The sequence below is a fragment of the Kineosporia mesophila genome, assembly GCF_021129235.1.
In the GTDB taxonomy this organism is placed as follows: Bacteria; Actinomycetota; Actinomycetes; order Actinomycetales; family Kineosporiaceae; genus Kineosporia; species Kineosporia mesophila.
In genome coordinates this window covers 65,835-89,319 of record NZ_JAJOMA010000007.1, presented here as the reverse complement: position 1 = coordinate 89,319, position 23,485 = coordinate 65,835, and the positions used below count along the sequence as shown (strand labels likewise).

The window sequence follows — 23,485 nt, the reverse complement described above, 5'->3', positions numbered from 1 at the left end:
TCTCAGAGCGCCAACCCCAGCACCCGCTGATGCTCCCGCCGGTACCGGCCCGGCGAAACCCCGAACTCCCGCCGAAAAGCATTGGCGAAAGCGAACTCCGACGAATACCCCACCTGCCCGGCGATCCCGGCCAGCAGCGTGTCCGTGTCGCACAGCAACTGCGCGGCCCGGGTCAGGCGCTGGGTGGTGAGGTAGGCCATGGGGGATGTGCCGGTCTGGGCCACGAACCGGCGTCCGAAGGCCGTGCGCGAGAGCCCCGCCCGGGCACTGAGCTGGTCTACGGTCCAAAGGGTTTGGGGGCTGTCGTGGATCGCGCTCAGAGCCGCGGCGACACCGGCGTCGTCGATCTCGAACAGTGGCTCCGGCCCGGCCCTCAGCGCGTGCACCAGGATCAGGTCGATCAGGGCCGTGCGGGTCAGGCTGGTGCCGGCCCGGCTCTCGCTGATGTCCTGGCCCAGCACCGTGATCAGCGCGGAAAGTTCCGGATACTGGGCCGGATCGGGCGAGACCACGATCAGGTCGGGCAGGTTACGCAGGAACGGGTGCAGGTGGCCTCGGCCCAGGCGGTAGGCACCGCACAGGCATTCGATGTCGAATGCGCTCAGGGGCGGTGGCGGAGCCTGCGCCTCCAGCTTCATCAGCGGCAGTTCACGCAGCGGGCGCGGCTGCAGGCTGAGGCCGTGCTCGGCACCGCTGGGGATGAGCACGATGTCACCGGCGTTCAGCGACTGCGGTTCGCCGGCGGCGCCGACCAGCCACGCCGAGCCGGAAAGCACCGCGTGAAAGCCGATTCCCTCGAAACGGTCGAACCGCATGCCCCAGCCGCCTGACCCACCGAACCAGCGTGCACCGGCCTCGCCGATCCGGGCACCGCCCAGAGCCACACTGACCAGGTCCATGCCGGCGATTCTAGGCCGATGACCGGCAAGGCCGAACGCGCCTCGTTCGCGATCACGCATGAGCCGGGGAAGGTTTGCCTGATCACGAACGAAGTGGGTGGCGATCACACGGGCCACAAGCACTGGTCAGGCGGGATCCAGTGCTTCCCCGAACCGTTCGGCCGCCAGGTAGGCGTTCAGGATCGGATGCCGCCCCGCCACCGCGATGTCACGCCAGAACCTCTGCAGTGTGCTGGAGTTCGCGAGCCCCTGGGTGGCCCCCAGGTCCAGCATCAGCTCGACCGCCGCGCGGCAGTCCCTGGACGCCTCGGCCAGTTCCCGCACCAGTCGCGGACCATCGATCTGGGGTATCTCCTCGGAATCGACCAGCGTGGCCACGACCAGCAGGGCCTGCTCGGCCCGGTTCGCCAGCCGGGTCGCCTCGGCCAGCCAGTACCGGGCCCCGGACGACTCCCCCATCCGCGTGTACGCGGTCATGTAGGGCTTACGGTCCGACGCGAACATGTCCTCGATCACGCCCAGCGCACCCCGCGTGGCCCCGACCACCGGAGCCAGCGCGGTGAGACCGAAGTACAACCGGTCCGAGAGCAACCCGGGCAGCGGCATCGGGGCAATGAGCTCCTCGGGCACCAGCACACCGTCAGCGACCAGCGTGTGACTCCCGGTACCGCGCATCCCCGCCATGTCCCAGCTGTGCCGCACCTCCAGCTCGGCAGTGGAAACCAGGGCTATCGAGAAGACGTCCCCGTCGAGCACCCCGACTCCGGCCCAGGTCGCGTCCTCACAACCGGACACGCTCTTCCAGGAACCCGTCACCCGCACACCATCGGCACCGCGTTCCGCCCGCCCGGAGGGAACCCCCGTGCCACAGGCCTGCACCTGATCGAAGCCGGCGGGCAGCGCGTCGCCGAAAGCTTTCTTCGCCAGGGTTTTCGTCACCGCGTTCGTGCCCACGTTCCAGCTGGTCGACGGGCAGGCCGACGCCAGCTCGGCGAGCCGCCGCACCGTGGTCACAGCCCCGGCGCCCCGGCTGAGCGTGAAATCGGCACGCACGGCCTCGACACTCTCCGCCGCCGGGCGCCCCTTCTCCTCGGTCTCGGCAGCATGCTCGGCCAGGATCTTCAGTTCTGCGCTCGTCACCCTCCGAGCCAACCAGCGGACGCGGATGCCGTGAATACGCAGGACACCCGCGTCCATAAGCAATCCGACACCCGCGTCCGCCGATCTACCGGGCTGGTTGTTCCCCGACCGATCCGGCGCGGGTGTCGCCACCACCCCCTCGCCACCCTCTGGACGACACGGGTTGAGCGGAAACGCTTCACGAGATCCTCCGGATCTTGAGCCGCCGAGACCGATCTCTCGGCCCGCGACGTCCACCCGCAACTGCTAGAACGACTCCCCGAACACTGCGTGGACGCCCGGTCCCGGTGCCCGTTGATCGCCTGGACGGCGGCGGTGGCCCCACTGATCGGATTGACGTAGCCGACCTGGCCCTGCGGTTCGATCTCCGGCCGGCGGGTGAGCCCGCGCAGCAGACGGGACAGACTCCGGTACTGCGCCGGGCACCTGGGAGCTGGAGCACGGCGACGTCGTCACCGATTTCTTCCCGGGTGAGAAGGTGCTGTCGCCCCGCGCCCTGGCGCCGAGGTGGCCCGGGTCACCGATAATTGAGGACGACGTGCGGGCTCACGCGGCCGTCCGGTCTAACGATGGGCGTCTCGGGTGCGGTCCTGACCGGCGCAAACCCGTACGGGTCCAATAGGCTCATCAGGTTGCGGCGGCCGGCCGTGACGAACATGAAGCAGGAGTTGCTGATGGCCGAGGAACGGACGATAGGTCAGCTCGTATCTCAGGCGAGTGAGGACCTTTCCGCACTCGTCCGTTACGAGGTCGCGTTGGCCAAGGCCGAGATCATGGCCGACGTGAAGCGGGGTGCCGTGGGCGGCGGCCTGTTCGGGGCGGCCGGGTACCTGGCCTTCCTGGCTTCGATCACGCTGATCGTCACGATCGGCTTCGCCCTGGTCGCCGCGGGGCTGTCAGCCTGGCTGGCTTTCCTGATCGTCACCGTGGCGCTGCTGCTGCTCGCCGGGCTGCTCGGTTTCCTGGGATTCCTCCAGGTCAAGAAGATCAAGCCGCCGCAGCGCACGATCGCCTCGACCAAGAAGACCATTGCCGCGGTGAAGGGCAGTGTCCGGTCGTGACACCATTTGCCCGGTGAGGCTTCGCCGGGCCGACGACTCCGAGCCCTCCCCCGAACAGTCCGCTGTCACGCGTCCCGCCCTGGAACCGGCGGGCGCGCTCTATGTCGATTCCGCGGACACACTGATTCGCGGTCCCTGGACCCACCGGTTCATCGCCGCGAACGGCGCCCGCTTCCACGTAGCCGAGGCCGGTGAGGGTCCGCTCGTTCTGCTGCTGCACGGCTTCCCGCAGTTCTGGTGGAGCTGGCGGCACCAACTGACAGCCCTGGCCGAGGCCGGGTACCGCGCCGTGGCCATGGACCTGCGGGGTTACGGCGCCTCGGACAAACCTCCGCGCGGCTACGACACGATGACCTCGGCGACCGATGTGGCCGGGGTGATCAAGGCGCTGGGCGAGGTCGAGGCCGTGATCGTGGGGCAGGACTGGGGCGGCTGGCTGGCCTGGTCGATGCCCGGCCTGGCCCCGCAGCAGACCCGCGCCGTGGCCGCCCTGTCGATGGGTCATCCGCTGGTGATGCGCCGCGCGCTGACCCGCAACCCCCGGCAGCGCCGGGCCTGGCGACGGGTACTGGAGTTCCAGATGCCGATGCGCCCCGAGCGCCGGCTGGCCCGCGAAGACCTGGTCGGCGACGTGCTGCGCGACTGGTCCGGACCGGGCGGGTTCCCCGACGAGGAGAGTCTGGACGTCTACCGCAGGGCCATCCGGGTGCCGTTCGTAGCCCACAGCGCGATGGAGTACTTCCGCTGGGCCTTCCGGTCGGTGCCGCGCCGCGACGGGCGCCGATTCTCCACCTCGGTGAACGAGCCGATCATGGTGCCGACACTCAGCATGCACGGTGAGGAAGACTCGTTCGTGCTGCTGCCCAGTGTGCTCGCCTCACACCGTCAGGTGACCGGGCCCCTGAACTTCGAACTGGTGCCCGGCGCCGGTCACTTCCTGCCCGAAGAGGCACCCGAGCGAGTCACCCAGGCATTGCTGGACTGGCTGAAGAGCCTGTGAGGGGCTCCTCCGCCACCGGCGGAGTGGCTCAGCCGCTGGCGCAGTTGCCGGTACTGACCCGCTTCGTCTGCGCCGCGCCGGTCTTGATCGCGTCGCGGGCCTCGTCCATCGTCAGGGCGTAGCCGGTGTCGGCATCGTCGAGTGACTTGGCGAAGACCACGCCGACCACGTTGCCGGACGGGTCGAGCACCGGGCCGCCGGAGTTGCCGGGACGCACATTGACGTAGAGCGAGTAGACCTCGCGCACCGCGCCCTCGTTGCCGTAGATGTCTTCACCGCTGGCCCGGACGATCGAGCGGATCCGCGCCGGGGACACCTTGAACGGCCCGTCGTTCGGGAAGCCGACCACCACCGCGTCGTCACCCCGCTCCAGGTCGCCGGTCATCTGCAACGGCGCGACCCGCAGCCTCGGCACCGCCAGCACGGCCAGGTCGCGGGTCGGGTCGAACGACACCACGCGCGCGGCGTAGACCGTGCCCTTGCCCCCGACCTGCACCCGCGGCTCGGCGACACCGGCCACCACGTGCGCGTTGGTGACTACCCGCTGCGGGGCGATCACGACACCGCTGCCCTCCTGACCCCGGCCGCAGCTGTTCGCCTCACCGGTGATCTTCACGACCGCCCGGCGGGCTTTGGTCACGGCCTCACTGTTCACCAGCGCCTCGTCGGGAGCCTTGACCGGGGTGATATCTTCTGGCTCCACGCCCGCGAACACCCGCGGGAAGCTGCTGGAGCCGACGGCGTCGCGGAAGCGGTCGGCCACCCCGATGAGCTGGGTCGGCACCAGGTCGTCGATGTACCGGATCACCTTGGACCCGGCGACCGTGCGGGACAACTGCTCGGACGGCCCTCCGCGCACGGCCCCGGCCACGAACCACAGCACCAGCGCCACGGCCAGCACCCCGGCGGCCGCGCCGATGATGTGGTCGGCGAGCGCGACCCCACCGCCCTCGGGCACCGCCTGACGGATGCGGCCACCGAGCAGGGCGCCGAGGAACTGGCCCGCCCAGGCGGTGAAGATGACCGCGAGCAGCGTGATGATCGAGCGCTGCGTGCCCGGGTCGAGGCCGGAGACCAGCTGCGGCACCACGAACATGGCCAGTACCGCCCCGCCGACGAAACCGCCGAGCGACAGCACGCCCACGACCAGTCCCTGGCGGAAGCCGGAGATGGCATAGCCGAGCATGATCAGCACCAGGATGATGTCGATCATGGAACTTCCACCTCGTCCGGCCCGGACGTGCCGTGCACGCTCAGGCCCTGTTGTTCGATGAGATCCCTGCGGAGTTCCTGACGCGCCGAGAGGCGAACCTGTTGCTCGGGAACCGGAATTATCCGGGTGCGGTCCCACGGTTCCTCGAGCCCGGCGAGGCCCAGCATCCAGCTCAGCACCGCGGCGGTGAAGCCCCAGACGAAGAGCCCGGAGGCCTCGAACCCAGGGCCGGCCCGGCGGTCGCGGAAGTGCGTCACGAACCGGTTGGCCGGGTCGGTGAGCTCGGCCAGCGGCACCCGGACGACCCGTTCCACCTCGCCGGGGTCACCCGGCACGGGGGCGGTCGGGCGTTGCCACCAGCCGATGACCGGCGTGACCCGGAAGTTGGTGACGTTGAGGAAGAGCTCGGCGCACTCGGCCCGCACGAGCACATCGCCCGGCTCGACCCCGGCCTCTTCCTGGGCCTCGCGCAGGGCGGCCCCGGCCGGGCCGGCGTCGCCCGGGTCGACGCGCCCACCCGGGAAGGCGACCTGGCCGGCGTGCGAGCGCAGCGTGGCCGCGCGCTGGGTGAGCAGCACGTCGGGCCCGTTCTCGCCGGGGCCGAAGAGCACGAGCACCGCCGAGTGCCGGGCGTCGGGGCCGGGCGCGGTCAGGGTGCGCAGGGCCGGGCGGTGCCGGGGGTCGGCAACGGCTTGGGTGAGCCGGTCGAGCCACGCCGGTGGCGAGGAGGTCACGCGGAAACCGCGGTGAAGGCCGAGTCGCGCAGCAGTTTGGCGGCCTTGACCGGGTCGGTCTCGCCGATGCCGAACGAGGGGCAGAGCGCGGAGACCGGGCAGGCGCCGCAGGCGGCCTTGGCCGCGTGGCAGGTGCGGCGGCCGTGGAAGATCAGCCGGTGGGACAGCATCGTCCAGTCTTTCTTCGGGAAGAGCGCCGCGATCTCGGTCTCGACCTTGACCGGGTCTTCCGAGGCGGTCCAGCCGAAGCGGCGCGCCAGCCGGCCGAAGTGGGTGTCGACGGTGATGCCGGGCACCCCGAAGGCGTTGCCGAGCACGACGTTCGCGGTTTTGCGGCCGACGCCGGGCAGCTTGACCAGCTGCTCGAGCTTCTTCGGCACCTCACCGTCGTGCTCTTCGACCAGGCGCGCGCCGAGCTTCAGCAGCGAGTCGGTCTTGGCGCGGAAGAAGCCGAGGGGCCGGAGGATCTCTTCCATCTCGGCCCGGTCGGCACCGGCGTAGGCGGCCGCGGAAGGGTACTTGGCGAACAGTTCCGGGGTGGTGAGGTTGACCCGCTTGTCGGTGGTCTGCGCCGACAGGACGGTCGCGACCAGCAGCTCCAGCGGACTGGTGAAGTCGAGCTCGCAGTGCGCGTCGGGATATCGCTCGGCCAGCAGACGGTGGATCTTGCGTGCCCGCCGCGTCAGCGCGACCGGGCTCTCGACCTCGGCCTTCTGCCCGTTTCGCCGCCCATTGCCTACCGTCACGGGCTCAGCGTACGCGTCACCACCGACAATCCGGATCTCCGCGCGACCCGGTGGAAGCGGCGCGGCCCGTGAACGCTACTCGCCGGTCGGGTCACGCCACCCACTTGGTCGCTCAAGACATCGTCGCAGGTCGCCCCGCATAACCCGATCCGCCGAACGCCTGGCCCGACCGTGGTCCCCCGGGAGTGTGAGCGGCCGGTGGCCCGCTCAAGCGCCCAGACGCCACCGACGAACACTCATGCGTAACGCCGGCCCAAGATCCGGGTCCGGTTCGAGCCGTACGCCGCGCCTCTGCGTTCTGCAGCCGCCCGGGGAGAGGAGAAGAGGTGGCCCTGGGCCTGACCGATCCACTCACCGCCCTGTCGTTCTCGGCCATGCCGGTCGACCAGCTCACCGACTACCACCGGGCTCTGGTGGCAGCGCAGCGGGACGTCGACCACTGGCGGCGGCTGATCCTCGCCCGGATCGACCTGGCCGTCGCCTCCGTCACCGATCTCGACGAGCTGCGGCCCCCACCCGGTCTTCACGGGACGGCCTGCCATCCACCCGCCGGTCTGCGCCGGCTCATCGGGATCGCGCCCACCGACGTCCACGCCGGCGAGGGAGGCATGCTGATCCGCCTGCGCGGGGCGCTGGACGACCTGGCCCGCTACGAGAAGACGCTCGAGGCCGTCACCGGGGAGGCCGCGGGCATCCTGGCCTGTCGGATCGGGGCCGTCGCCTGAGCGGTCCGGTCCCGGACCACTTTCGGGGTAGCCCCGATTCCACAGCTCAAAGCCCTTTCCGCCATGATGGAGTGCAAGCATCCGGGACAGGCACGAGCCTGTCCCCACCCGTGGCCCCATGGCCACGACGTGCATCATCGGCGCACTGTGGGTGACCGTTCTTCGGCCCCAGGTGTCACCGGGACCCAGGGGTGCGGCAAACTGCGTGCGGGTGGGGCATGATGCCTCATTGATGAGGCCGTCGGAATCGGGCGGCGTGTGAGGAGGAACAGGTGGACGACGACGTCGTTCGTCAGGCGCCACTGTTCGCAGCGCTGGACGATGAAGCTGCCGCGGCATTGCGGGCCACGATGGCGCCCACCGACGTCGCCCGAGGCCAGGTGCTCTTCCACGAGGGAGACCCGGGCGACCGGCTGTACGTGATCGTCGAGGGCAAGGTGAAGCTGGGGCGCGCCTCCGGCGACGGCCGGGAGAACCTGCTGGCGGTCCTGGGCCCGGGCGAGATGTTCGGTGAGCTCTCCCTCTTCGATCCCGGCCCGCGGAACGCGACCGCCACCGCGGTGGCGGACACGTCGCTGATCGGGCTCGGCAACGATGACCTGGTGACCTGGCTGACCGGTCGGCCCGACGTGGCCCGGCAGTTGCTGCGGGCTCTGGCCCGGCGCCTGCGCCGGACCAACGAGAACCTCGCCGACCTGGTCTTCTCCGACGTTCCCGGTCGGGTGGCCAAGGCGCTGCTGGATCTGTCCGAGCGGTTCGGGCGGCCCACCGACGACGGCCTGCGAGTGGCTCACGACCTCACCCAGGAAGAGCTGGCCCAGCTGGTCGGCGCCTCCCGCGAGACCGTGAACAAGGCCCTCGCCGACTTCGCCTCCCGCGGCTGGCTGCGGCTCGAGGCCCGGGCCGTGGTGCTCATGGACGTGGAACGGATGCGGCGCCGCGCGCGCTGAACATCCGCGACCCATTCCGTCCGGCCCCCTCCCCGGTGGCCGGACGGCGTCCTCAATCAGGAGTGGTGACCCCCAGATAGGTGAGCTGTGCGCGGACGCTGAGCTCGGCCGCCGGCCAGACCGAGCGATCGACGTCGGCGTAGACGACCTCCACCACCTCGCGCGGTGTGCGGGCCCCGGCCCCGACCGCCGCCCGCACCTGGTCCAGACGCTGCCGGCGGTGCGCCAGGTATCCGTCGACGACCAGCCCGGGCTGTTCCAGCACCGGGCCGTGGCCGGGCAGCAGGTACCGCAGGTGCGCAGAACCGGAGAGTTCCCCCAGCCGCTCCAGTGAGTCCAGGTAGGCGTCCAGCCGCCCGTCCGGGTGCGCCACCACTGTGGTGCCCCGCCCCAGCACCGTGTCGCCGGTGAGCAACGCCCGGGACCCCGGCAGCAGGAACGACAGCGAGTCGGCGGTATGGCCCGGCGTGGCCACGACCTCCAGCCGAACTCCCCCGGCCTCGACCACGTCGCCACCGGTCAGTCCCTCGCCGCCGTAACGGTGGGCCGGATCGAGCGCGCGCACCGGAGCCCCGGTGAGTTCCGCGAAGTGCCGTCCGGCCTCGGCGTGATCGGCATGGCCGTGGGTCAGCAGGGTCTGCGCCACCCGGGCCCCGCGACCGGCCACGGCGTCCAGCACTGCCTGAAGGTGCCGATCATCGTCCGGACCCGGATCCACCACCACCGCCTCGGTGGAACCGGGCGCGGACAGGATCCAGGTGTTGGTGCCGTCCAGGGTCATCGGCCCGGGATTACCGGCGAGAACGCAGAAGGCGTCCTCTCCCACTGCACCACCGAACCACGGCACATTGCCGGGAGCCGGTTGCGACCCTGACGATGGATGTGGCCCGGTGGAGTCGTGCGATGTGTTCGGCACGAAGAAAATGCTACGGGCGCCACGCAATGCACAGCAGAAGCACTAGGTGCGTAATTGCACAGGCCGCCGATATTCGGTGCAGCTCGGGTGAATGCCCATTTGGCTGAAGGCAGTACGGTGGTTACTGATAGCGATCAACTCTTTGACGGGGTGTCAACGAGCGTTTGACTACATCGCGGGCGGACGGCGCTCTGCTCGCCGACACGGGGATGACGATGGGGGCGCAGGACACTTTCACGATCGAGGAGTTGGCCACGGCGGCCGGGATGACACCGCGCAATGTGCGGGCCTACCGGACCAAGGGACTGCTCGCCCCACCGACTCGGGTGGGCCGGACGTCCCGTTACCAGGACTCCCACCTCCGCCGGCTGCATGACATCCGGCAGCTACGGGACGCCGGGCTACCTCTCAAGATGATCATCGACGCCGCGGCCCGGGGTGAAGACCTGGGGCCCACGGGGGCGCTCTGGCAGGCCGCCGGGCCGACCGCGGTCGAACGAGGAAGACGCCGTCTCGACGGTGATGACGACGGCCCGGCTCCCACCGGCGCATCGGTGCTGGTCGATCCCGAGGCGTACGACCTGATGCGCACCCTGCGCGAGGCCGGAGTGCCTGCCTCGACGGTTCTGCGGGTGGCCCTGCGGGCCGCGTCCGCAGGACGGTTACTGGCCCAGGAACTCACCGACGTCCTGGACGAGGACGGCGAACCGGCGGCGCGCACGCCGCAGCAACCCGCCCCGGACGAACCAGAATTCACTCCCGGGCCGGTCCCCGACCTGGTCGTGCTGGACGGCGAACCGCAGACCGCCGACGTCATCGATCTGGCGACGGCCATCACCAGGGGTGTTCTGGGCAGCAGCCGACTGGCCCGCGGCTGACATCGTGAAATCGGGGACGGCGCCGGAATCCGGCGCCGTCAGCCCGAACCCCCTCAGGAGTTGATGGCGAGCACCATTTCCACCTCGACCGGTGCCCCCAGCGGCAACGCGACCACGCCGACAGCGCTGCGGGCGTGCTGCCCGACCGGGCCGAAGACCTCACCCAGGAACTCGCTGGCACCGTTGATCACCAGCGGCTGACCGGTGAAACCGGGTTCACTCGCGACGAATCCGACGACCTTGACGATCCTGCGGATCTGGTCCAGGTCGCCGATCACCGACCGCACGGCAGCCAGCGCGTTGAGCGCGCAGACCCGGGCCAATCCGTTCGCCTCAGCCGGGCTGATCAGCCCCTCACCGCCACCGCTGCCCACCCGGCCGGTGAGCGGGAGAGCACCGTCCACCATCGGGAGCTGCCCCGACACGTACACCCGGTCACCGTCCAGCACAGCCGGCACATAAGCCGCCACCGGCGCAGCAACCTGGGGCAGCACGTACCCCAGCTCGATGAGCCTCGCCTCGATCCGTCCAGTCATCGCCGTCACCTGTTCAGTCTCGGGGGCGCTTCAGGTAGGCAACAAGGTTTGTCTCGTTGGGCCCAGGCACCACCTGAACCAGCTCCCAGCCGTCTTCGCCCCATTGATCCAAGATCTGCTTGGTCGCATGAACGAGCAGAGGCACCGTCACGTATTCCCACTTGACCATGGCCGTGAGCCTATCCATGAGGTGAGTGGGGCTGCAGCCCTGGTTCTGGTAGGCGATGCAGGATTGTCACCGGATCGACGTGCCCCGACAGGCGGAACCACCCATGTCACCCTGCGGTCCGGACCGCTGCTGTTTACGCTGGTGCCGTGGCATCGCAGGGTTTTCGCACCGACTCGGCCAGGCGACGCCCGGCCCGTTCGCTTCCCGCCGGGCAACGGGAGACCGATTGGCCCGGCGTCCGGCTGCACATCGTGACCGGCAAGGGCGGCACCGGGAAGACGACGGCCGCGGCCGCTCTGGCCCTCGCCCTGGCCTCCGGTGGGCACCGCACCCTGCTCGCCGAGGTGGAGGGACGGCAGAGCATCGCCCGGCTCTTCGACGTGCCGCCACTGCCGTACGAGGAGACGAAGGTGGCCGTCGCCCCGGGCGGCGGTGAGCTCTACGGCCTGGCGGTCGACCCGAAGGCCGCGCTGCTGGACTACCTCGAGATGTTCTACCGCCTCGGCCGGGCCGGCCGGATGCTCGAGAAGATCGGTGCCGTCGACTTCGCCACCACGATCGCCCCGGGCGTGCGTGATGTCCTGCTGACCGGCAAGGTCTACGAGGCGGTCAGACGCCGGGAGACGATCCGGGACGGCGGCGCGGAGGTGGAGCGCCCGGTCTACGACGCCGTGGTGATGGATGCCCCGCCGACCGGCCGGATCACCCGCTTCCTCAACGTCAACGAGGAGGTGGTCGGGCTGGCCAAGGTCGGCCCGATCCGCAACCAGGCGAACTCGATCATGACCCTGATGCGCTCGAACCTGACCGCGGTGCACCTGGTCAGCGTGCTGGAGGAGATGCCGGTGCAGGAGACGGCCGACGCGGTCACCGAGCTCGAGCAGATCGGGCTGCCGGTCGGCGGGGTCTTCGTCAACATGGTGCGCGAGCCCTTCTTGCCGCCGTCGGCCCTGGAGGCAGCCACCCGCGGCTCGCTGGACCGCTCCGAAGTGCTGGACGGGCTGGCCGCGGCCGGGCTGGGCCGGCGCTCCCGCGCCACCGGCAACGACACCTCGCACGCCGCCCTGGCCACCGCCCTGCTGGAAGAGGCCGCCGGGCACGGGGAACGCGTCGCGATGGAACACACCGAGCGCGGCGAACTGCTCTCCCTCGGGCGGCCCACCTACGAACTGCCCGCCCTGGCCGGCGGCATCGACCTCGGCGCGCTCTACCAGCTGGCCGGGCTCCTGGGTGAGCAGGGGGCGGCATGACGCTCGACATCGACACCCTGCTCGACGACCCGGCCACCCGGATCCTGGTGTGCTGCGGGTCCGGCGGCGTCGGCAAGACCACGACCGCGGCTGCGCTGGGTGTGCGCGCGGCCGAGCGGGGCCGGCGCGTCGTGGTCCTCACCATCGACCCCGCCCGGCGGCTGGCCCAGTCGCTGGGCCTGGCCGAGCTGGACAACACCCCGCGGCCGGTGGCCGGGATCGACACCTCGGCGGGCGGTGCGCTGCACGCGATGATGCTCGACATGAAGCGCACCTTCGACGAGGTGATCGAGGGGCACGCGACGCCCGAGAAGGCTTCGCAGATCCTGGAGAATCCGTTCTACCAAGCACTCTCGAGTTCCTTCGCGGGCACTCAGGAGTACATGGCGATGGAGAAGCTGGGGCAGCTGCGGGCCCAGGCCGATGCCGGTGAGCACGACTGGGACCTGATCGTCGTGGACACCCCACCGAGCCGGTCCGCCCTCGACTTCCTGGACGCGCCGCAGCGCCTCGGCTCGTTCCTGGACGGCCGCTTCATCCGCGTGCTCAGTGCCCCGGCGAAGGCCGGCGGGCGCGCCTACTTCAAGGTCATGTCCGCGGCCATCGGCACGGCCACCGGCCTGATGACGAAGCTGCTCGGCGCCCAGGTGCTGAAAGACGTGCAGACCTTCGTGGCCGCACTCGACACCATGTTCGGCGGTTTCCGTGAGCGCGCCGACGCCACCTACCGGCTGCTCCAGGCGCCGGGTACGGCGTTCCTGGTGGTCGCCGCACCGGAGCGGGACGCGCTGCGCGAGGCCTCGTACTTCGTGGAACGCCTGGAGGACGAGGGGATGCCCCTGGCCGGGCTGGTACTCAACCGCGTGCACACCGGGCCCGCCGAGGGGCTCTCGGCCGAGCGTGCGCTGACGGCGGCAGAGGATCTGGACGACGCGGGTGAGCACGCGCTGACGGCCGGGCTGCTGCGGATCCACGCCGACCGGATGCGCCTGAGCGAACGGGAGAAGGCGGTGGCCAGCCGGTTCGTGCAGGCTCACCCCGCCGTCGAGGTGGCCCAGGTGCCCGCCCGGCCGCAAGACGTGCACGACCTGGACGGCCTGCGCGGCGTCGGCGCGGACCTGGCCCGGTCCGGTCAGCCGGTCCTCTCCGTCTAACAGGCAAGAAACCGGGGGCCCGGGCTGGATGTCCAGCCCGGGCCCCCGGTTCAAATGTTTGCGGAGCCCTCAGCCGACCTTGACGGCGGCTTCTTCATTGAGCAGATCGACGATCCGGACCTGCTGCGAACGAGCTGTCTCGAGCAGTCGACGCCATGACTGCACGTTCGGGCGACGGCGGAGCAGCGCGCGGCGCTCCCGCTCGGTCATCCCGCCCCAGACCCCGAACTCGATCTTGTGGTCCAGAGCATCCGAAAGGCACTCGGTCCTCACCGGGCACGACATACACACCAACTTGGCCCTGTTCTGTGCCGCCCCCTGAACGAACAGTGCATCAGGGTCGCTCTTCCGACAAGCGCCCTGAGTTGCCCACTGGTTCACCGTCACACTCATTTCCCTCGGCCCTCCCTGGACCCCCGTGGATCCACGCTCACCCCCGAGCCGAACCCCTCTAGCGATGACGGTAGGTGAGCAACTACAACGCCAATAAGGACCGGATGGATGAAACAGCATCGGCCGAAGTGACGATGAGTTACTCTGTGCAATCGTTTCGCTACAGATAGTGCCGGATTGAGAGATTGTGTTGCCCGTCTGGCGGTGCTTCTGAGTGACCACGTCCCCATTGACGCGGGCAGTCCGTCACAGCACATTGACCTGCGAACACTCGAAGCTCGCCGTTCAACTTGCCCTTCCCGGACATCTCTGCCCAGTGGATCGCTCCAGCCCGTAATTTCGTTACGCCACCCTTTTGGGCTCTTAAGGCAGGCATATCGAGGCCACGTCATCCGGAGCGCAAAGCTACCGTTGCGTCAGGAGAGAGTCACACAGAGCAAGGATCGATACATGGATGCGCTGCGGATTCAGTGCCCGTTCCGGAGGTCTGCGGCACCCGAAACCCGCTGGTGCAGCGGGTGAAGCCGGGCGAAGGCGGCTGACAACAGCCTGGTCCCACCCCGGCGACCAGGGGAAAGATCCCCGCCCGATCGCGAAAATCGCACAGCAGCTCGTATTAACCTACGAAGCATGTCGTCCGCACCTGCCCCCAGAAACGTCTTGGGCCTGCTTGGCGCCTTCGTGGTGACCAGTCTGGTGGCGGGGGTACTCGCAGCCGGTCTGGCCGTGCCGGCGATCGGCGCGACGGGCATGGCCTCCAACAACGCGGTCGAGGCGTTCGACGCGCTGCCCAGTGAGCTCGCCAGCACCCAGGTGGCAGCCAACACCACGGTGCTCGCGTCCGACGGGTCGGTGATCGCGACGTTCTACGACGAGAACCGCGTGCCGGTCTCGCTCGACAAGATGTCGCCGTATCTGCAGAACGCCATCGTCGCGATCGAGGACGAGCGCTTCTACGAGCACGGCGGCGTCGACCCGCAGGGTCTGATCCGTGCCCTGGTGGTCAACGAGATCGCCGGCAGCGTCTCGCAGGGTGCCTCCACCCTGACCCAGCAGCTGGTCAAGAACATGCTCAAGGAGCAGGCCTACCTGGCGGGCGACAAGGCGGCCTACGAGGCTGCCGAGGAGCAGACGAAGTCCCGCAAGATCAAGGAGATCCGGCTCGCCGCCGCCCTCGAGAAGAAGATGTCCAAGAAGGAGATCCTCGCGGCCTACCTGAACATCGCCTGGTTCGGTGGTCAGGTGAACGGCGTCGAGGCGGCGTCCCGCTACTACTTCAACACCACGGCCGCGAAGCTGACCCTTCCGCAGGCCGCGATGCTGGCCGGCATGGTGCAGTCCCCGGTGCAGTTCAACCTGGCCGACAGGGACAAGCTGGCCGCGGCCAGGAACCGCCGCGACACCGTGCTGAACAAGATGTACTCGCAGGGCATGATCGACGAGGAGACCCGCGACAAGGCGATCAAGACCAAGCTGCGCACGAAGATCACCCCCACCTACCAGGGGTGCGCGAACGCCGGCACGAGCGCCTACTTCTGCGACTACGTCTACAACCTGATCACCAAGAGCAATGACTTCAAGGCCCTGGGCAAGACCAAGAAGGCGCGCCAGGCGGCCCTCAAGCAGGGTGGCTACACGATCCGGACCACGCTCGACCCGAAGCTGCTCAGGGCCAGCTGGAAGGCCGTGAAGGAAGCCATCCCGCCGAACGACAGCAGCAATGTCGCGACGGCCGCGGTCACCGTCGAACCGGGCACCGGCAAGGTGCTCTCGATGATCCAGGACAAGTACTACAGCGTGGACAAGGGTCGTAAGAACACCACGATCAACTACTCCACCGACTACAAGTACGGCGGTTCCTCGGGCTTCCTCACCGGTTCGACGTTCAAGCCCGTGGTGCTGGCCACCTGGCTGAAGGCGGGCAAGTCGCTGAACGCGACGATCGACGGCTCCCCCGGAGCCATCGCCGAGAGCTCGTTCAAGCGCTGCGGTTCGAGCCTCCAGTCCAGCGCGACCTGGAACTTCGTCAACTCCGGCGACGGTGGCGCCCGCGGCTCGATGAGTGTCTGGGACGCGACCGCCAACTCCATCAACGGCGCCTACATCCGCATGGAGCAGCAGCTCGACCTGTGCGACGTGGCCGACATGGCCAAGGCCGTGGGCATGCACCTGGCCGCACCGGTCGCGCAGCAGTGCGGCGTGAAGAACACCACCAAGATCCCGAACTGCTACCCCTCGGTCGTACTCGGTATCGCCAACCAGTCCCCGCTGACCATGGCCAACGCCTACGCGACGTTCGCCGCGAGCGGTAAGTACTGCAAGCCGATCGTCGTCACCTCGATCAAGAACCGCAACGGCAAGTCGCTCGAGGTCCCGACCGCAGACTGCAAGCAGACCGTCGACTCCAAGGTCGCGAACACCGTGACCCTGGGTCTGAGCCGCGCGCTGACCAACGGCACCGCGGCCCGCACCGGCCCGCTCTCCAACGGCCAGCCGGCCTCCGGTAAGACCGGTACCACCAACGACTCGCAGGACACCTGGTTCCTGGGCTACACCCCGCAGCTGTCCACCGCGGTCTGGGTCGGCCCGGAGACGGTGAACGGCCAGCGCAAGACCATGCGGGGCGTCCGGATCAACGGGACCTACTGGAGCAGCGTCTACGGTGGCTCGATCGCGGCGCCGACCTGGAAGAAGATCATGGAGGCCGCGCTCGAGGGCAAGCCGGTCAAGGAATTCCCCGAGGCCGACTCCAGCCTGACCCGCACGCCGACCACGAACATCCCCAGCGTGGTGGGCAAGAGCCCGGACGACGCCCGCGGCATCCTCGAGGACGCCGGGTTCCAGGTCAGCCAGAGCGGCGACCTGGAGACGTCCGACCAGCCCGCCGGCACGGTGGCCCGGGTCGACCCGTCGGGTTCGGCCAGCACCGGCAGCACGATCACGATCTACCTCAGCGCCGGCCCGAACACCGGTGACACCGAGGAGGGCGACGACACGGTCGACGCGCCCACCACGGGAACCACCGACCCCGGCAACGGGAACGACACCGGCGGCGGGGGCGGTCAGGGCAACGGCCGATGACGTAGGCCGACAGGAACGACGAAGGCCGGGAACCCTCAGGGGTTCCCGGCCTTCGATATTGGTGGGAGCGTCAGGCCCCGAGCCGGCTCTTCACCTCGGCGGCCACCAGGCCACCGTCGGCCTTACCGGCGGTGCGGGCCCGCACGGCCTTCATCACCAGGCCCATCGCGGCCCGGCCGGTCTTGCCCGCGGCCTCGGCCGTCGCGACCTCCTCGGCGATGATGGCGGCCACGTCGTCTTCGGAGAGCTGCTCGGGCAGGTAGTCGGCCAGCACCGCGAGCTCGGCGCGTTCCTTCTCGGCCAGCTCGGCGCGACCGGCGTCGGTGTAGGCGGTGGCCGCCTCACGGCGCTTCTTCGCCTCACGGGCCAGCACGGTCGTCACCTCGTCGTCGGAGAGCTCACGGGCGACGGTGCCGGACACCTCCTCCCCCTTGATCGCCGTCATGGCCATCCGGATGGTGCTGGAGCGGATGGCGTCACGGGCCTTCATCGAGGTGGTGAGGTCGGAACGCAGGCGGGCCTTGAGGCCGGTCGGGGAGTCGGGCATGAGGTCATCTTCGCACCCGGGCCGATTCGGCAGTACCGGATTTCGGTTCACCGTCATCGATCCCCCGTTCGACCGAAAACGCCCGATTGAGGACGCGTATGAGCTCCCTCCCAGCGGTCCCCGGTTTACTTCCCCGTACCGCGCGACCCACTCAGGCAGACCTGCGAAGATGTCCGAATGCGCACATCCGTGAAGCTTCCCCTCGCCGTGCTGGCCGCCGGCGCCGCCGGGCTGGGCTGGTCCCTCGCCGAGGCGCAGGCCTACACACTGCGCCGTTTCAGCGTGCCGGTCCTGCCCGCGGGAAGCTCACCGCTGCGCGTGCTCTGCCTGTCTGACCTGCACCTGGTGCCGAACCAGACGAAGAAGCTGGACTGGGTGCGGGGCCTCGCCGCCCTGGAGCCCGATCTGGTGGTCAGCACGGGTGACAACCTGGCCCACCTGGAGGCCGTGCCCGCGGTGCTCCGGGCCCACGAGCACCTGCTGAAGCTGCCCGGTGTGTTCGTGCTCGGGTCGAACGACTACTTCGCCCCACGCCCCAAGAACCCGGCGCGCTACCTGCTGCCCTACGGTGGCAAGAAGCGCATCCACGGCGTGCGCCTGCCCACCCGCGAGCTGGTCGAGGGCTTCAGCGAGGGCGGCTGGATCGACCTCAACAACCGCCGCGCGCAGCTGAAGATCAACGACCTCCAGCTGGAGTTCGTCGGGGTGGACGACCCGCACATCAAGAAGGACCGCTACCCCGAGGTCGCCGGTCAGGCCGACCCCACAGCCGCGCTCACCATCGGCGTGGCCCACGCGCCCTACCTGCGGGTGCTCGACGCCATGACAGCAGACGGCGCGGGCCTGATCCTGGCCGGGCACACCCACGGTGGCCAGCTCTGCGTGCCCGGTTACGGCCCCCTGACCACCAACTGCGACCTGGACCGGCGCCGGGCCAAGGGCGTCTCCCGCTACCCCGGCAACGGCTCCGACCCGACGGACGCCTGGATGCACGTCAGCGCCGGCCTGGGCACCTCCCCGTACACCCCGGTCCGCTTCGCCTGCCGCCCGGAGGCCACCCTCCTGACCCTCACGGCCGCCGTCTGACGTGTGCTCCGTCTCGTTCTGAGGCCGGAGCGGGTATGCATTTCAGACTTCGGCACCTCGTCGGGTAAGGTTACGACCGCTCCACCGGGGTGTGGCGCAGCTTGGTAGCGCGCTTCGTTCGGGACGAAGAGGCCGCAGGTTCAAATCCTGTCACCCCGACAGCAAAACTGCTGGTCAGCCGCACATTGGCTGACCAGCAGTTGTGGTTTGGCACCCCGAATGGCCCTCTCGGGAGAATCTGGGGAGATGATCTTGGTTTTGGGGAGAACTCAGCTCTCCCGACCAGGGTCTTTGAGCAGCGCGTCGAGCGCGGCGACCGGGGAGCTCGGGCTGATCGCCCGGCGCCTCTCCAGTGACTCGGCCCACAGATCCGTAAGCGCCGTAAGCAGCCTCCGACGCATCTCAGCCGTGACGTGCGAGTAGCGAGCCTGAACCGAGCCGTCCGCGTGGCCCATGCGCTCATCCATCAGCTTCGGCGGGATGCCGAGCTCCAACATCAGGGTCTTGTGCGTGTGCCGCAGACCGTGAGGCGTCAGCCCCGGCGCGATGGGCAGCCAGCAGGCGTCAGCGCGGCTTGAGGCACCTCGACCGCGCAGGGGGATGCCTGGCCACGGTTCGCCGAGAATCGGCACCGGGTGCGCCTCTGCCGGCGCCCGCTTGGGATAGGCGCCGGTCGTAGCCGGCTGAAACAGCCAGGCGCCGAATCCTGAGCGTCGCCAATGAGCGGCCAGCTCGCCGGCGCTCCCGCCCCGCACGTAGTTCAGCTCGGCCAGGGCGCCGGCCACCTTCTCCCGGGTCGCGGCCGGCACGGTGTCGGGGCGATTGAGGACGTTCGACACCGTGCCGGTCGAGATGCCGGCCCGCCGGGCCACATCGACCATGGTCGGTCCCTGCTGTCGGGCCGAGCCGTTCGCGGCCCGATGACCACTGAAGACGTACCGCAGCCCGTGGCACCGACAGGCGGCCGGCCTGGTGCGGGCGATGTGGGACGTCACCAGCTCCCCCAGCCATTCCGGGGTATCGATCGTGCGGTGAGAGTCATCCTTCGGCGGGCACCGATGCAGCTCCCCGGTTCCCAGCTCGTAAAGCTGCCATTCCACCCGGACGTTGGTCGGACGCACGAATTGGGTTTCCAGACCGACCAACTCGCCCCACCGCATCCCGGTGTAACCCGCGAGGATCACGGCCACGAATTCATCATCCCGGCCCGACAGCAGTGCGGTTCGCTCGGCAATCAGCAGCAGCCCGAGGGCTTCCGTCACCGGCTTTTCCGGGCCACGGTTCCGGGACCGTCCCGCGCGCCGGCCTCAACCCCGCCGGACGGCGGCGGGGTTGTCTGCCCGTAATCCTTCCTCGACCGCATCGGAAAGGATCAGGTGTAGCGTCGCGCGCCACGTCTTCACGCTGGACGCGGCGTAACCGGCCGCGCGTTCCCGCTTCTCCCACAACGCGATATCCGAGGCTGAAATGTCGCCCACCGGATTGTCTTCGAGGGCGGGCAAGAGGTGGGACTCGATATGCCGCCGATAGTTCTCCATCGTGGATGCCGCGAGATCCTGCACCGCGTACCAACGGTTGACGTAGTGGCCGAACGTCTCGCGGCCGGCCGAACGATCCCGCAGGGTGCCGGCCCGGGCTTTGCTCTCCACATCGTTCGCTGCCGCCTCAGCTTCTCGCTTCGTGCGGAACCGAATGGTGTCGCCTCGCTCATCGGCCACCGTGCCGTACTGACCGGGCGCCTTCTTGTAGCGACCGCGCCAGTAGTCCCCGCGCTTCTCGGCAAATCCCACAGCGTTTTTCCTTTCGTGGTGCGGTGATTCAGTGCTCAGGCAGCGGCTGGACCGGCGCGCCGGGGTTGCTTGGCCACCAAGCGGTCGACCAGCCGCAATGAGGCCGCCTGCCCCGGTGTCGCGCGGCGGCGCGTTGTGGTCTGCTCGGCGCTATCGATCGGCCGAACCTCGCAGATAGCAACAATTTCGATCAGGTGCTCGGCGGTGAACCGGTAGCTTCCGCCGATCCAAGCGAACGGAATCCGCCGGCGCCGAGCCTGTTCCTTGATCCACCACTCCGAGCATCCGAGAGCGGCGGCAGCTTCAGCCGGTGAGTAGAGATCAGCGTGGTTCTTCTCTGAACGCATCGTGCCCTCCGGAGCGTCTTCCGGGGACGCCTCGCGGACGGGCGTCCCCGCAGTGCGGGTGTTCCTGCTGATCAGAGCGATTCGGGGACACCGGGGACGGCAGGGACTCTCCCCTCGACACCAGGCAACGGCGCCGATCCGGGCGCCGGCGCCGTGTACCGTCCGCCGGTGGCCGGCCAGATCTGCCCAGCGTCGTTCATCCGCTGACAGGTCTTCTTGACCGTCTCGCCCTTGATCCCGGTCGCCTCGGCGATCGCCGTAGGCCCGAGCGGCTTTGTGCTCTCCCGCAGGCATTTCAGAATGGCGGCGCGGGTGTCGCCGAGCTTCACCTCATCGGCCGGCCGATCCATCTTCACCCAGTGCCCGGTTTCCGAATCGTGGGTAAGGGCGATCTCGGTCTCTTCGACGTCGCGGCCGGTGATGGACAGCGTGCCGTCCGCCTGTCCCCGGGGACGCTTGAGGATCAAGGTCGCATCAGCGGCGCCGGCAATTCCGTTGGTGCCGCTGACTTCTTGGAGGAAATCGTCCGATCCGGCCTTCCGGACGTGGTGAATCAGGACGATAGCAACGCCGTAGTTGTCGGCAATCCGCTTAATCCGCCCAACCGCGGCGTAATCGGCGTCGTAAGCCGACAGCGACGGAGGCGCGATCCCCCGAACCTTGGCGAACACGTCGATCCCGATCATCCGGGCATCAGGGTGAGCGTCCAACCACGCCGCGATCGCAGCGTCTCCGCCCTGCGGCATGGTGGGCCACTCGGTGGCCAGGTGCAGGCCGGCCGGCGCGGGCCGGTCGCCGAGAAGCTGCCCCATCCGGGACTTCAGCCGGCGCGGAGTGTCTTCCAGCGCCAGGTACAGCACCGGCCCGGGCCGAACCGGGATCGAGCCCAGCGCCATACCGCCCGAGGCGACAGCCAGGGAAACGGCCAGCAGCATCCACGACTTGGCCACCTTCGGCGGGCCGGCCAGCAGCGACACGCCCTCACAGATCAGGCCAGGCACGGCCCACTTCGGGGGCGGGAACTCGGTCGCCATGATCTGGTCGGCCGACCAGAGCTGCGGGCGCCATACCCGAGGCTGGTCGGGGTCAACGGCCTGGAGGTGCCGGCCGGACTGCCCGGTGTCGGGCTGGGTCTGGGGTGCGGTCTGGTCGATCACGCGGCAACTCCGGTGCTGGATTCGATGGGCAGGGTGCGGGGACGCTTGGCGCCAGCACGCAGGCCGGAAGCGATCGTGCGGGTGGCCTCGGCCTCGGACTGCCCCACCGCGGTCGCAGCCGGCATCAGCGCGGCGTACACCTGGCCGGCGGGCAGGGCACCGCCGGCGACGAGCTGCCCAAGCTGCACCGCGGCGCCGTAGAGCGCCCGGTTGTGCTGCCCGTGGCCCGAGGCGCGCACCGCCTCGGCCGCCCGGTTCACCGCGGCTTCGAGGTAAGCGCCGGCCCGGTCGCCCGCGCCGGCCCGCAGGTGGATCGGGGTCGGGGCTTGCACCGGCAGCGGCCGGGGCGTCAGTGCCTCGGTTAGCCATCCGGGCAGCGGCGCCGGCTCGGCGGTGTCGTCCTCGGCGACGTAGGCGCGGCCGGCGACGGTCGAGGGTGCCGCGACGACGTAGCCGCCGTGGGCGCGGGTGTCGATCAGCCATGCCAGGTGCCCAGCGGTGCACCGCAGCTCCGGCGCCTCGGGACCGGTGGGCGCGGTGAAGTACAGGTGCGTCCCACCGGAGCCGGTACGGGTCGCGTAGGTGTCCCACGGTGCCGGGTGGCCGGCCCGCTGGCACAGCAGGGCGAACACGTCTCCGCCGTCGAGGATCCCGGGCTCGGCCCACTCGGCCGGCGGGAGCGCGATAGCTCCGGCCGGGTCGGGCTTGGGCTGGTCGAGGTCGATGACCAGCAGACCGGACGGGCCGGTGGCGATCCCGATCCCGTACGGCGCCGACGTCCACGCCGCGCGGATCCGGGCCGGGTCGGTGGTGGCGCGTTCCTCCCACGACACATGCCGCCCAGCCCGCCGGCATCGCGGATCCCGGCCGGCGCATCGCGCCTCGGCATGGTCGGGGAAGGCCGGCCGCTTGTCGTCCGCCCGCAGGGGGAAGACATGCCAGCCTCGCTCGGCGTGGGCCAGTACCGCGGCGACCAGGGCCTCACGGCGAGCCGCGCCGGCAGGGCCTCGCTCGGTGCAATTTCGGCCGGCCAGGGTGCGGCCGGCGTCCTGGCCGGTACGGTCCGGCTCATGAGCGTTGATCGACCCCGGCGAGATCTGGATCCGTGGATGCGCCGGCTTCTCTGGTTCAGCGCCATCGCGGGCTGCCTCGGCCTCGCTCTGGTTGCCCTTGACGATTTCCTCAGTGGAGCGCTGGTTACCGGCAGCCTGCGTGTGGTGGCAGCCATCTGCATGGGGCTGGTGTTCAGGTCGATTCTGCGCCGAAGCAAGGGCGACGACGGCCCGTGATGCGTTCATCCTGAATCCTTTTGGCGTGAGCACTGACGGGGCCTTGGGTCGGGTTGCGGTCACGGAGTCACCACCGGCGACGGCGGCGCGGGGTGAGGGGACGTGGGTCGCCGGTGATCTTCGACCAGCGGCCGGAGGGGTCGGTGTTCAGCTTTTCCAGCACCTTTCGGCCCGGTCGGATCGCGCGGCCGGTGCCGGCGCATCGGGTGCACTGGCGAAACCCGCCGCCGATCAGCCGGTTCTGTCGGGTGCCGCGTCCGTGGCAGTGCTTGCAGGCTCGGAACGGGAAGATCAGACAGGCCAGCGCGTACAACAGTGCGTAACCAATGGCGACCAGGATCAGGAATGTTCCGGCGGTGCTCATGGTGACCTCCGTGCCCCAGGGCAGGGGCGTCGGGCGGGTTATGGGCGTGGTTAGCCACAC

The 23,485-nt window shown here is 69.5% G+C and carries 24 protein-coding genes, 1 tRNA gene and 1 pseudogene; 11 read left to right on the top strand and 15 right to left on the bottom strand.

Going from position 1 to position 23,485, the window contains the following annotated elements; translation table 11 throughout:
- Positions 1 to 2 precede the first annotated feature (2 nt).
- Complete coding sequence (locus tag LR393_RS11905) at positions 3 to 899, bottom strand: AraC family transcriptional regulator (protein WP_231483913.1); 897 nt, start codon at positions 897 to 899, stop codon at positions 3 to 5.
- Positions 900 to 1,025: 126 nt separating this feature from the next.
- A complete protein-coding gene (locus LR393_RS36325; protein ID WP_231483912.1) occupies positions 1,026 to 2,039 on the bottom strand; it encodes an acyl-CoA dehydrogenase family protein in 1,014 nt (337 codons plus the stop codon).
- 656 nt (positions 2,040 to 2,695) lie between these two features.
- Here LR393_RS36325 and LR393_RS11895 point away from each other — a divergent pair.
- Both LR393_RS11895 and LR393_RS11890 read left to right on the top strand, forming a co-directional pair.
- Entirely contained in the window at positions 2,696 to 3,100 is a 405-nt protein-coding gene (locus tag LR393_RS11895) for a phage holin family protein (protein WP_231484088.1), read from the top strand.
- A 13-nt stretch (positions 3,101 to 3,113) separates the two neighbouring features.
- Positions 3,114 to 4,100 carry an alpha/beta fold hydrolase gene (locus LR393_RS11890; protein WP_231483911.1) on the top strand — a complete coding sequence of 329 codons (987 nt, stop codon included), beginning with the start codon at positions 3,114 to 3,116 and terminating at the stop codon, positions 4,098 to 4,100.
- A gap of 28 nt (positions 4,101 to 4,128) precedes the next feature.
- On the opposite strand, the gene LR393_RS11885 is transcribed toward LR393_RS11890, so the two are convergent.
- From LR393_RS11885 to nth, 3 genes are read right to left on the bottom strand one after another with little or no spacing between them, the layout of a single operon-like run.
- Positions 4,129 to 5,313: a MarP family serine protease gene (locus LR393_RS11885; protein WP_231483910.1), complete on the bottom strand. Its 1,185-nt coding sequence runs from the start codon at positions 5,311 to 5,313 to the stop codon at positions 4,129 to 4,131.
- Positions 5,310 to 6,047 carry an NUDIX hydrolase gene (locus tag LR393_RS11880; RefSeq protein ID WP_231483909.1) on the bottom strand — a complete coding sequence of 246 codons (738 nt, stop codon included), beginning with the start codon at positions 6,045 to 6,047 and terminating at the stop codon, positions 5,310 to 5,312. The genes LR393_RS11885 and LR393_RS11880 overlap by 4 nt, the downstream gene beginning before the upstream one ends.
- Positions 6,044 to 6,793, bottom strand: coding sequence for an endonuclease III (gene nth, locus LR393_RS11875; RefSeq protein ID WP_231483908.1), 750 nt, complete (start codon positions 6,791 to 6,793; stop codon positions 6,044 to 6,046). Before nth ends, LR393_RS11880 begins: the two co-directional genes overlap by 4 nt.
- 326 nt (positions 6,794 to 7,119) lie before the next feature.
- On the opposite strand from nth, the gene LR393_RS11870 reads away from it, so the two are divergent.
- A complete protein-coding gene (locus tag LR393_RS11870) occupies positions 7,120 to 7,518 on the top strand; it encodes a hypothetical protein (protein ID WP_231483907.1) in 399 nt (132 codons plus the stop codon).
- A 272-nt stretch (positions 7,519 to 7,790) separates the two neighbouring features.
- Positions 7,791 to 8,468, top strand: coding sequence for a Crp/Fnr family transcriptional regulator (locus tag LR393_RS11865; RefSeq protein ID WP_052527295.1), 678 nt, complete (start codon positions 7,791 to 7,793; stop codon positions 8,466 to 8,468).
- Between the two features lie 52 nt (positions 8,469 to 8,520).
- On the opposite strand, the gene LR393_RS11860 is transcribed toward LR393_RS11865, so the two are convergent.
- Positions 8,521 to 9,249, bottom strand: a complete 729-nt coding sequence (locus LR393_RS11860) for an MBL fold metallo-hydrolase (RefSeq protein WP_269327095.1) — start codon at positions 9,247 to 9,249, stop codon at positions 8,521 to 8,523.
- Positions 9,250 to 9,548: 299 nt separating this feature from the next.
- Between LR393_RS11860 and LR393_RS11855 the strand changes: the two genes are divergently transcribed.
- The gene (locus LR393_RS11855) at positions 9,549 to 10,262 is read left to right on the top strand and encodes a MerR family transcriptional regulator (protein ID WP_231483905.1); all 714 of its coding nucleotides are present in this window, start codon (positions 9,549 to 9,551) and stop codon (positions 10,260 to 10,262) included.
- Between the two features lie 53 nt (positions 10,263 to 10,315).
- Here the strand turns inward: LR393_RS11855 and LR393_RS11850 are convergent, their stop codons facing one another.
- Positions 10,316 to 10,798: a RidA family protein gene (locus LR393_RS11850; protein WP_231483904.1), complete on the bottom strand. Its 483-nt coding sequence runs from the start codon at positions 10,796 to 10,798 to the stop codon at positions 10,316 to 10,318.
- Positions 10,799 to 10,811: 13 nt separating this feature from the next.
- Positions 10,812 to 10,967, bottom strand: a complete 156-nt coding sequence (locus LR393_RS11845) for a DUF4177 domain-containing protein (protein ID WP_231483903.1) — start codon at positions 10,965 to 10,967, stop codon at positions 10,812 to 10,814.
- Between the two features lie 146 nt (positions 10,968 to 11,113).
- Here LR393_RS11845 and LR393_RS11840 point away from each other — a divergent pair, with 146 nt between their 5' ends.
- Together LR393_RS11840 and LR393_RS11835 are read left to right on the top strand one after the other, a co-directional pair.
- Positions 11,114 to 12,217 carry an ArsA-related P-loop ATPase gene (locus LR393_RS11840; protein ID WP_231483902.1) on the top strand — a complete coding sequence of 368 codons (1,104 nt, stop codon included), beginning with the start codon at positions 11,114 to 11,116 and terminating at the stop codon, positions 12,215 to 12,217.
- Positions 12,214 to 13,371: an ArsA family ATPase gene (locus LR393_RS11835; protein ID WP_231483901.1), complete on the top strand. Its 1,158-nt coding sequence runs from the start codon at positions 12,214 to 12,216 to the stop codon at positions 13,369 to 13,371. Before LR393_RS11840 ends, LR393_RS11835 begins: the two co-directional genes overlap by 4 nt.
- 69 nt (positions 13,372 to 13,440) lie before the next feature.
- Here the strand turns inward: LR393_RS11835 and LR393_RS11830 are convergent, their stop codons facing one another.
- Positions 13,441 to 13,764 (bottom strand): WhiB family transcriptional regulator, encoded by a 324-nt coding sequence (locus LR393_RS11830; RefSeq protein ID WP_231483900.1) that lies wholly within the window; start codon positions 13,762 to 13,764, stop codon positions 13,441 to 13,443.
- Between the two features lie 630 nt (positions 13,765 to 14,394).
- Here LR393_RS11830 and LR393_RS11825 point away from each other — a divergent pair.
- Positions 14,395 to 16,845, top strand: a complete 2,451-nt coding sequence (locus LR393_RS11825) for a penicillin-binding protein (protein WP_231483899.1) — start codon at positions 14,395 to 14,397, stop codon at positions 16,843 to 16,845.
- A 70-nt stretch (positions 16,846 to 16,915) separates the two neighbouring features.
- Here the strand turns inward: LR393_RS11825 and LR393_RS11820 are convergent, their stop codons facing one another.
- Positions 16,916 to 17,392, bottom strand: coding sequence for a GatB/YqeY domain-containing protein (locus LR393_RS11820; protein WP_231483898.1), 477 nt, complete (start codon positions 17,390 to 17,392; stop codon positions 16,916 to 16,918).
- Between the two features lie 177 nt (positions 17,393 to 17,569).
- Here LR393_RS11820 and LR393_RS11815 point away from each other — a divergent pair, with 177 nt between their 5' ends.
- Positions 17,570 to 18,478 carry a metallophosphoesterase gene (locus LR393_RS11815; RefSeq protein WP_231483897.1) on the top strand — a complete coding sequence of 303 codons (909 nt, stop codon included), beginning with the start codon at positions 17,570 to 17,572 and terminating at the stop codon, positions 18,476 to 18,478.
- 85 nt (positions 18,479 to 18,563) lie between these two features.
- A tRNA-Pro gene (locus tag LR393_RS11810) sits at positions 18,564 to 18,637 on the top strand.
- Positions 18,638 to 18,747: 110 nt separating this feature from the next.
- Here LR393_RS11810 and LR393_RS36320 read toward each other — a convergent pair.
- The 4 genes and pseudogenes from LR393_RS36320 to LR393_RS36315 form a co-directional block, all read right to left on the bottom strand.
- Positions 18,748 to 20,268, bottom strand: a pseudogene (locus LR393_RS36320) (tyrosine-type recombinase/integrase).
- Positions 20,269 to 20,303: 35 nt separating this feature from the next.
- On the bottom strand, positions 20,304 to 20,615 hold the full coding sequence (locus LR393_RS11795; RefSeq protein WP_231483894.1) for a helix-turn-helix domain-containing protein: 312 nt from the start codon (positions 20,613 to 20,615) through the stop codon (positions 20,304 to 20,306).
- 71 nt (positions 20,616 to 20,686) lie between these two features.
- A complete protein-coding gene (locus LR393_RS11790) occupies positions 20,687 to 21,772 on the bottom strand; it encodes an AAA family ATPase (protein WP_231483893.1) in 1,086 nt (361 codons plus the stop codon).
- Entirely contained in the window at positions 21,769 to 22,698 is a 930-nt protein-coding gene (locus LR393_RS36315) for a bifunctional DNA primase/polymerase (protein WP_231484087.1), read from the bottom strand. The genes LR393_RS11790 and LR393_RS36315 overlap by 4 nt, the downstream gene beginning before the upstream one ends.
- Positions 22,699 to 22,707: 9 nt before the next feature.
- Between LR393_RS36315 and LR393_RS11780 the strand changes: the two genes are divergently transcribed.
- Complete coding sequence (locus tag LR393_RS11780; RefSeq protein WP_231484093.1) at positions 22,708 to 23,061, top strand: hypothetical protein; 354 nt, start codon at positions 22,708 to 22,710, stop codon at positions 23,059 to 23,061.
- A 67-nt stretch (positions 23,062 to 23,128) separates the two neighbouring features.
- Here the strand turns inward: LR393_RS11780 and LR393_RS11775 are convergent, their stop codons facing one another.
- Positions 23,129 to 23,425 carry a hypothetical protein gene (locus LR393_RS11775; RefSeq protein ID WP_231483892.1) on the bottom strand — a complete coding sequence of 99 codons (297 nt, stop codon included), beginning with the start codon at positions 23,423 to 23,425 and terminating at the stop codon, positions 23,129 to 23,131.
- Positions 23,426 to 23,485: the final 60 nt, after the last annotated feature.

What these genes read in the sequence shown, in the direction of transcription:
- LR393_RS11905 (WP_231483913.1), bottom strand. Translation starts at nt 899, where the DNA reads ATGGACCTGGTCAGTGTGGCTCTGGGCGGTGCCCGGATCGGCGAGGCC.
- LR393_RS11895 (WP_231484088.1), top strand. Translation starts at nt 2,696, where the DNA reads ATGAAGCAGGAGTTGCTGATGGCCGAGGAACGGACGATAGGTCAGCTC.
- LR393_RS11885 (WP_231483910.1), bottom strand. Translation starts at nt 5,313, where the DNA reads ATGATCGACATCATCCTGGTGCTGATCATGCTCGGCTATGCCATCTCC.
- LR393_RS11860 (WP_269327095.1), bottom strand. Translation starts at nt 9,249, where the DNA reads ATGACCCTGGACGGCACCAACACCTGGATCCTGTCCGCGCCCGGTTCC.
- LR393_RS11850 (WP_231483904.1), bottom strand. Translation starts at nt 10,798, where the DNA reads ATGACTGGACGGATCGAGGCGAGGCTCATCGAGCTGGGGTACGTGCTG.
- LR393_RS11845 (WP_231483903.1), bottom strand. Translation starts at nt 10,967, where the DNA reads ATGGTCAAGTGGGAATACGTGACGGTGCCTCTGCTCGTTCATGCGACC.
- LR393_RS11835 (WP_231483901.1), top strand. Translation starts at nt 12,214, where the DNA reads ATGACGCTCGACATCGACACCCTGCTCGACGACCCGGCCACCCGGATC.
- LR393_RS11830 (WP_231483900.1), bottom strand. Translation starts at nt 13,764, where the DNA reads ATGAGTGTGACGGTGAACCAGTGGGCAACTCAGGGCGCTTGTCGGAAG.
- LR393_RS11825 (WP_231483899.1), top strand. Translation starts at nt 14,395, where the DNA reads ATGTCGTCCGCACCTGCCCCCAGAAACGTCTTGGGCCTGCTTGGCGCC.
- LR393_RS11820 (WP_231483898.1), bottom strand. Translation starts at nt 17,392, where the DNA reads ATGCCCGACTCCCCGACCGGCCTCAAGGCCCGCCTGCGTTCCGACCTC.
- LR393_RS11815 (WP_231483897.1), top strand. Translation starts at nt 17,570, where the DNA reads ATGCGCACATCCGTGAAGCTTCCCCTCGCCGTGCTGGCCGCCGGCGCC.
- LR393_RS11795 (WP_231483894.1), bottom strand. Translation starts at nt 20,615, where the DNA reads ATGCGTTCAGAGAAGAACCACGCTGATCTCTACTCACCGGCTGAAGCT.
- LR393_RS11780 (WP_231484093.1), top strand. Translation starts at nt 22,708, where the DNA reads ATGCCAGCCTCGCTCGGCGTGGGCCAGTACCGCGGCGACCAGGGCCTC.
- LR393_RS11775 (WP_231483892.1), bottom strand. Translation starts at nt 23,425, where the DNA reads ATGAGCACCGCCGGAACATTCCTGATCCTGGTCGCCATTGGTTACGCA.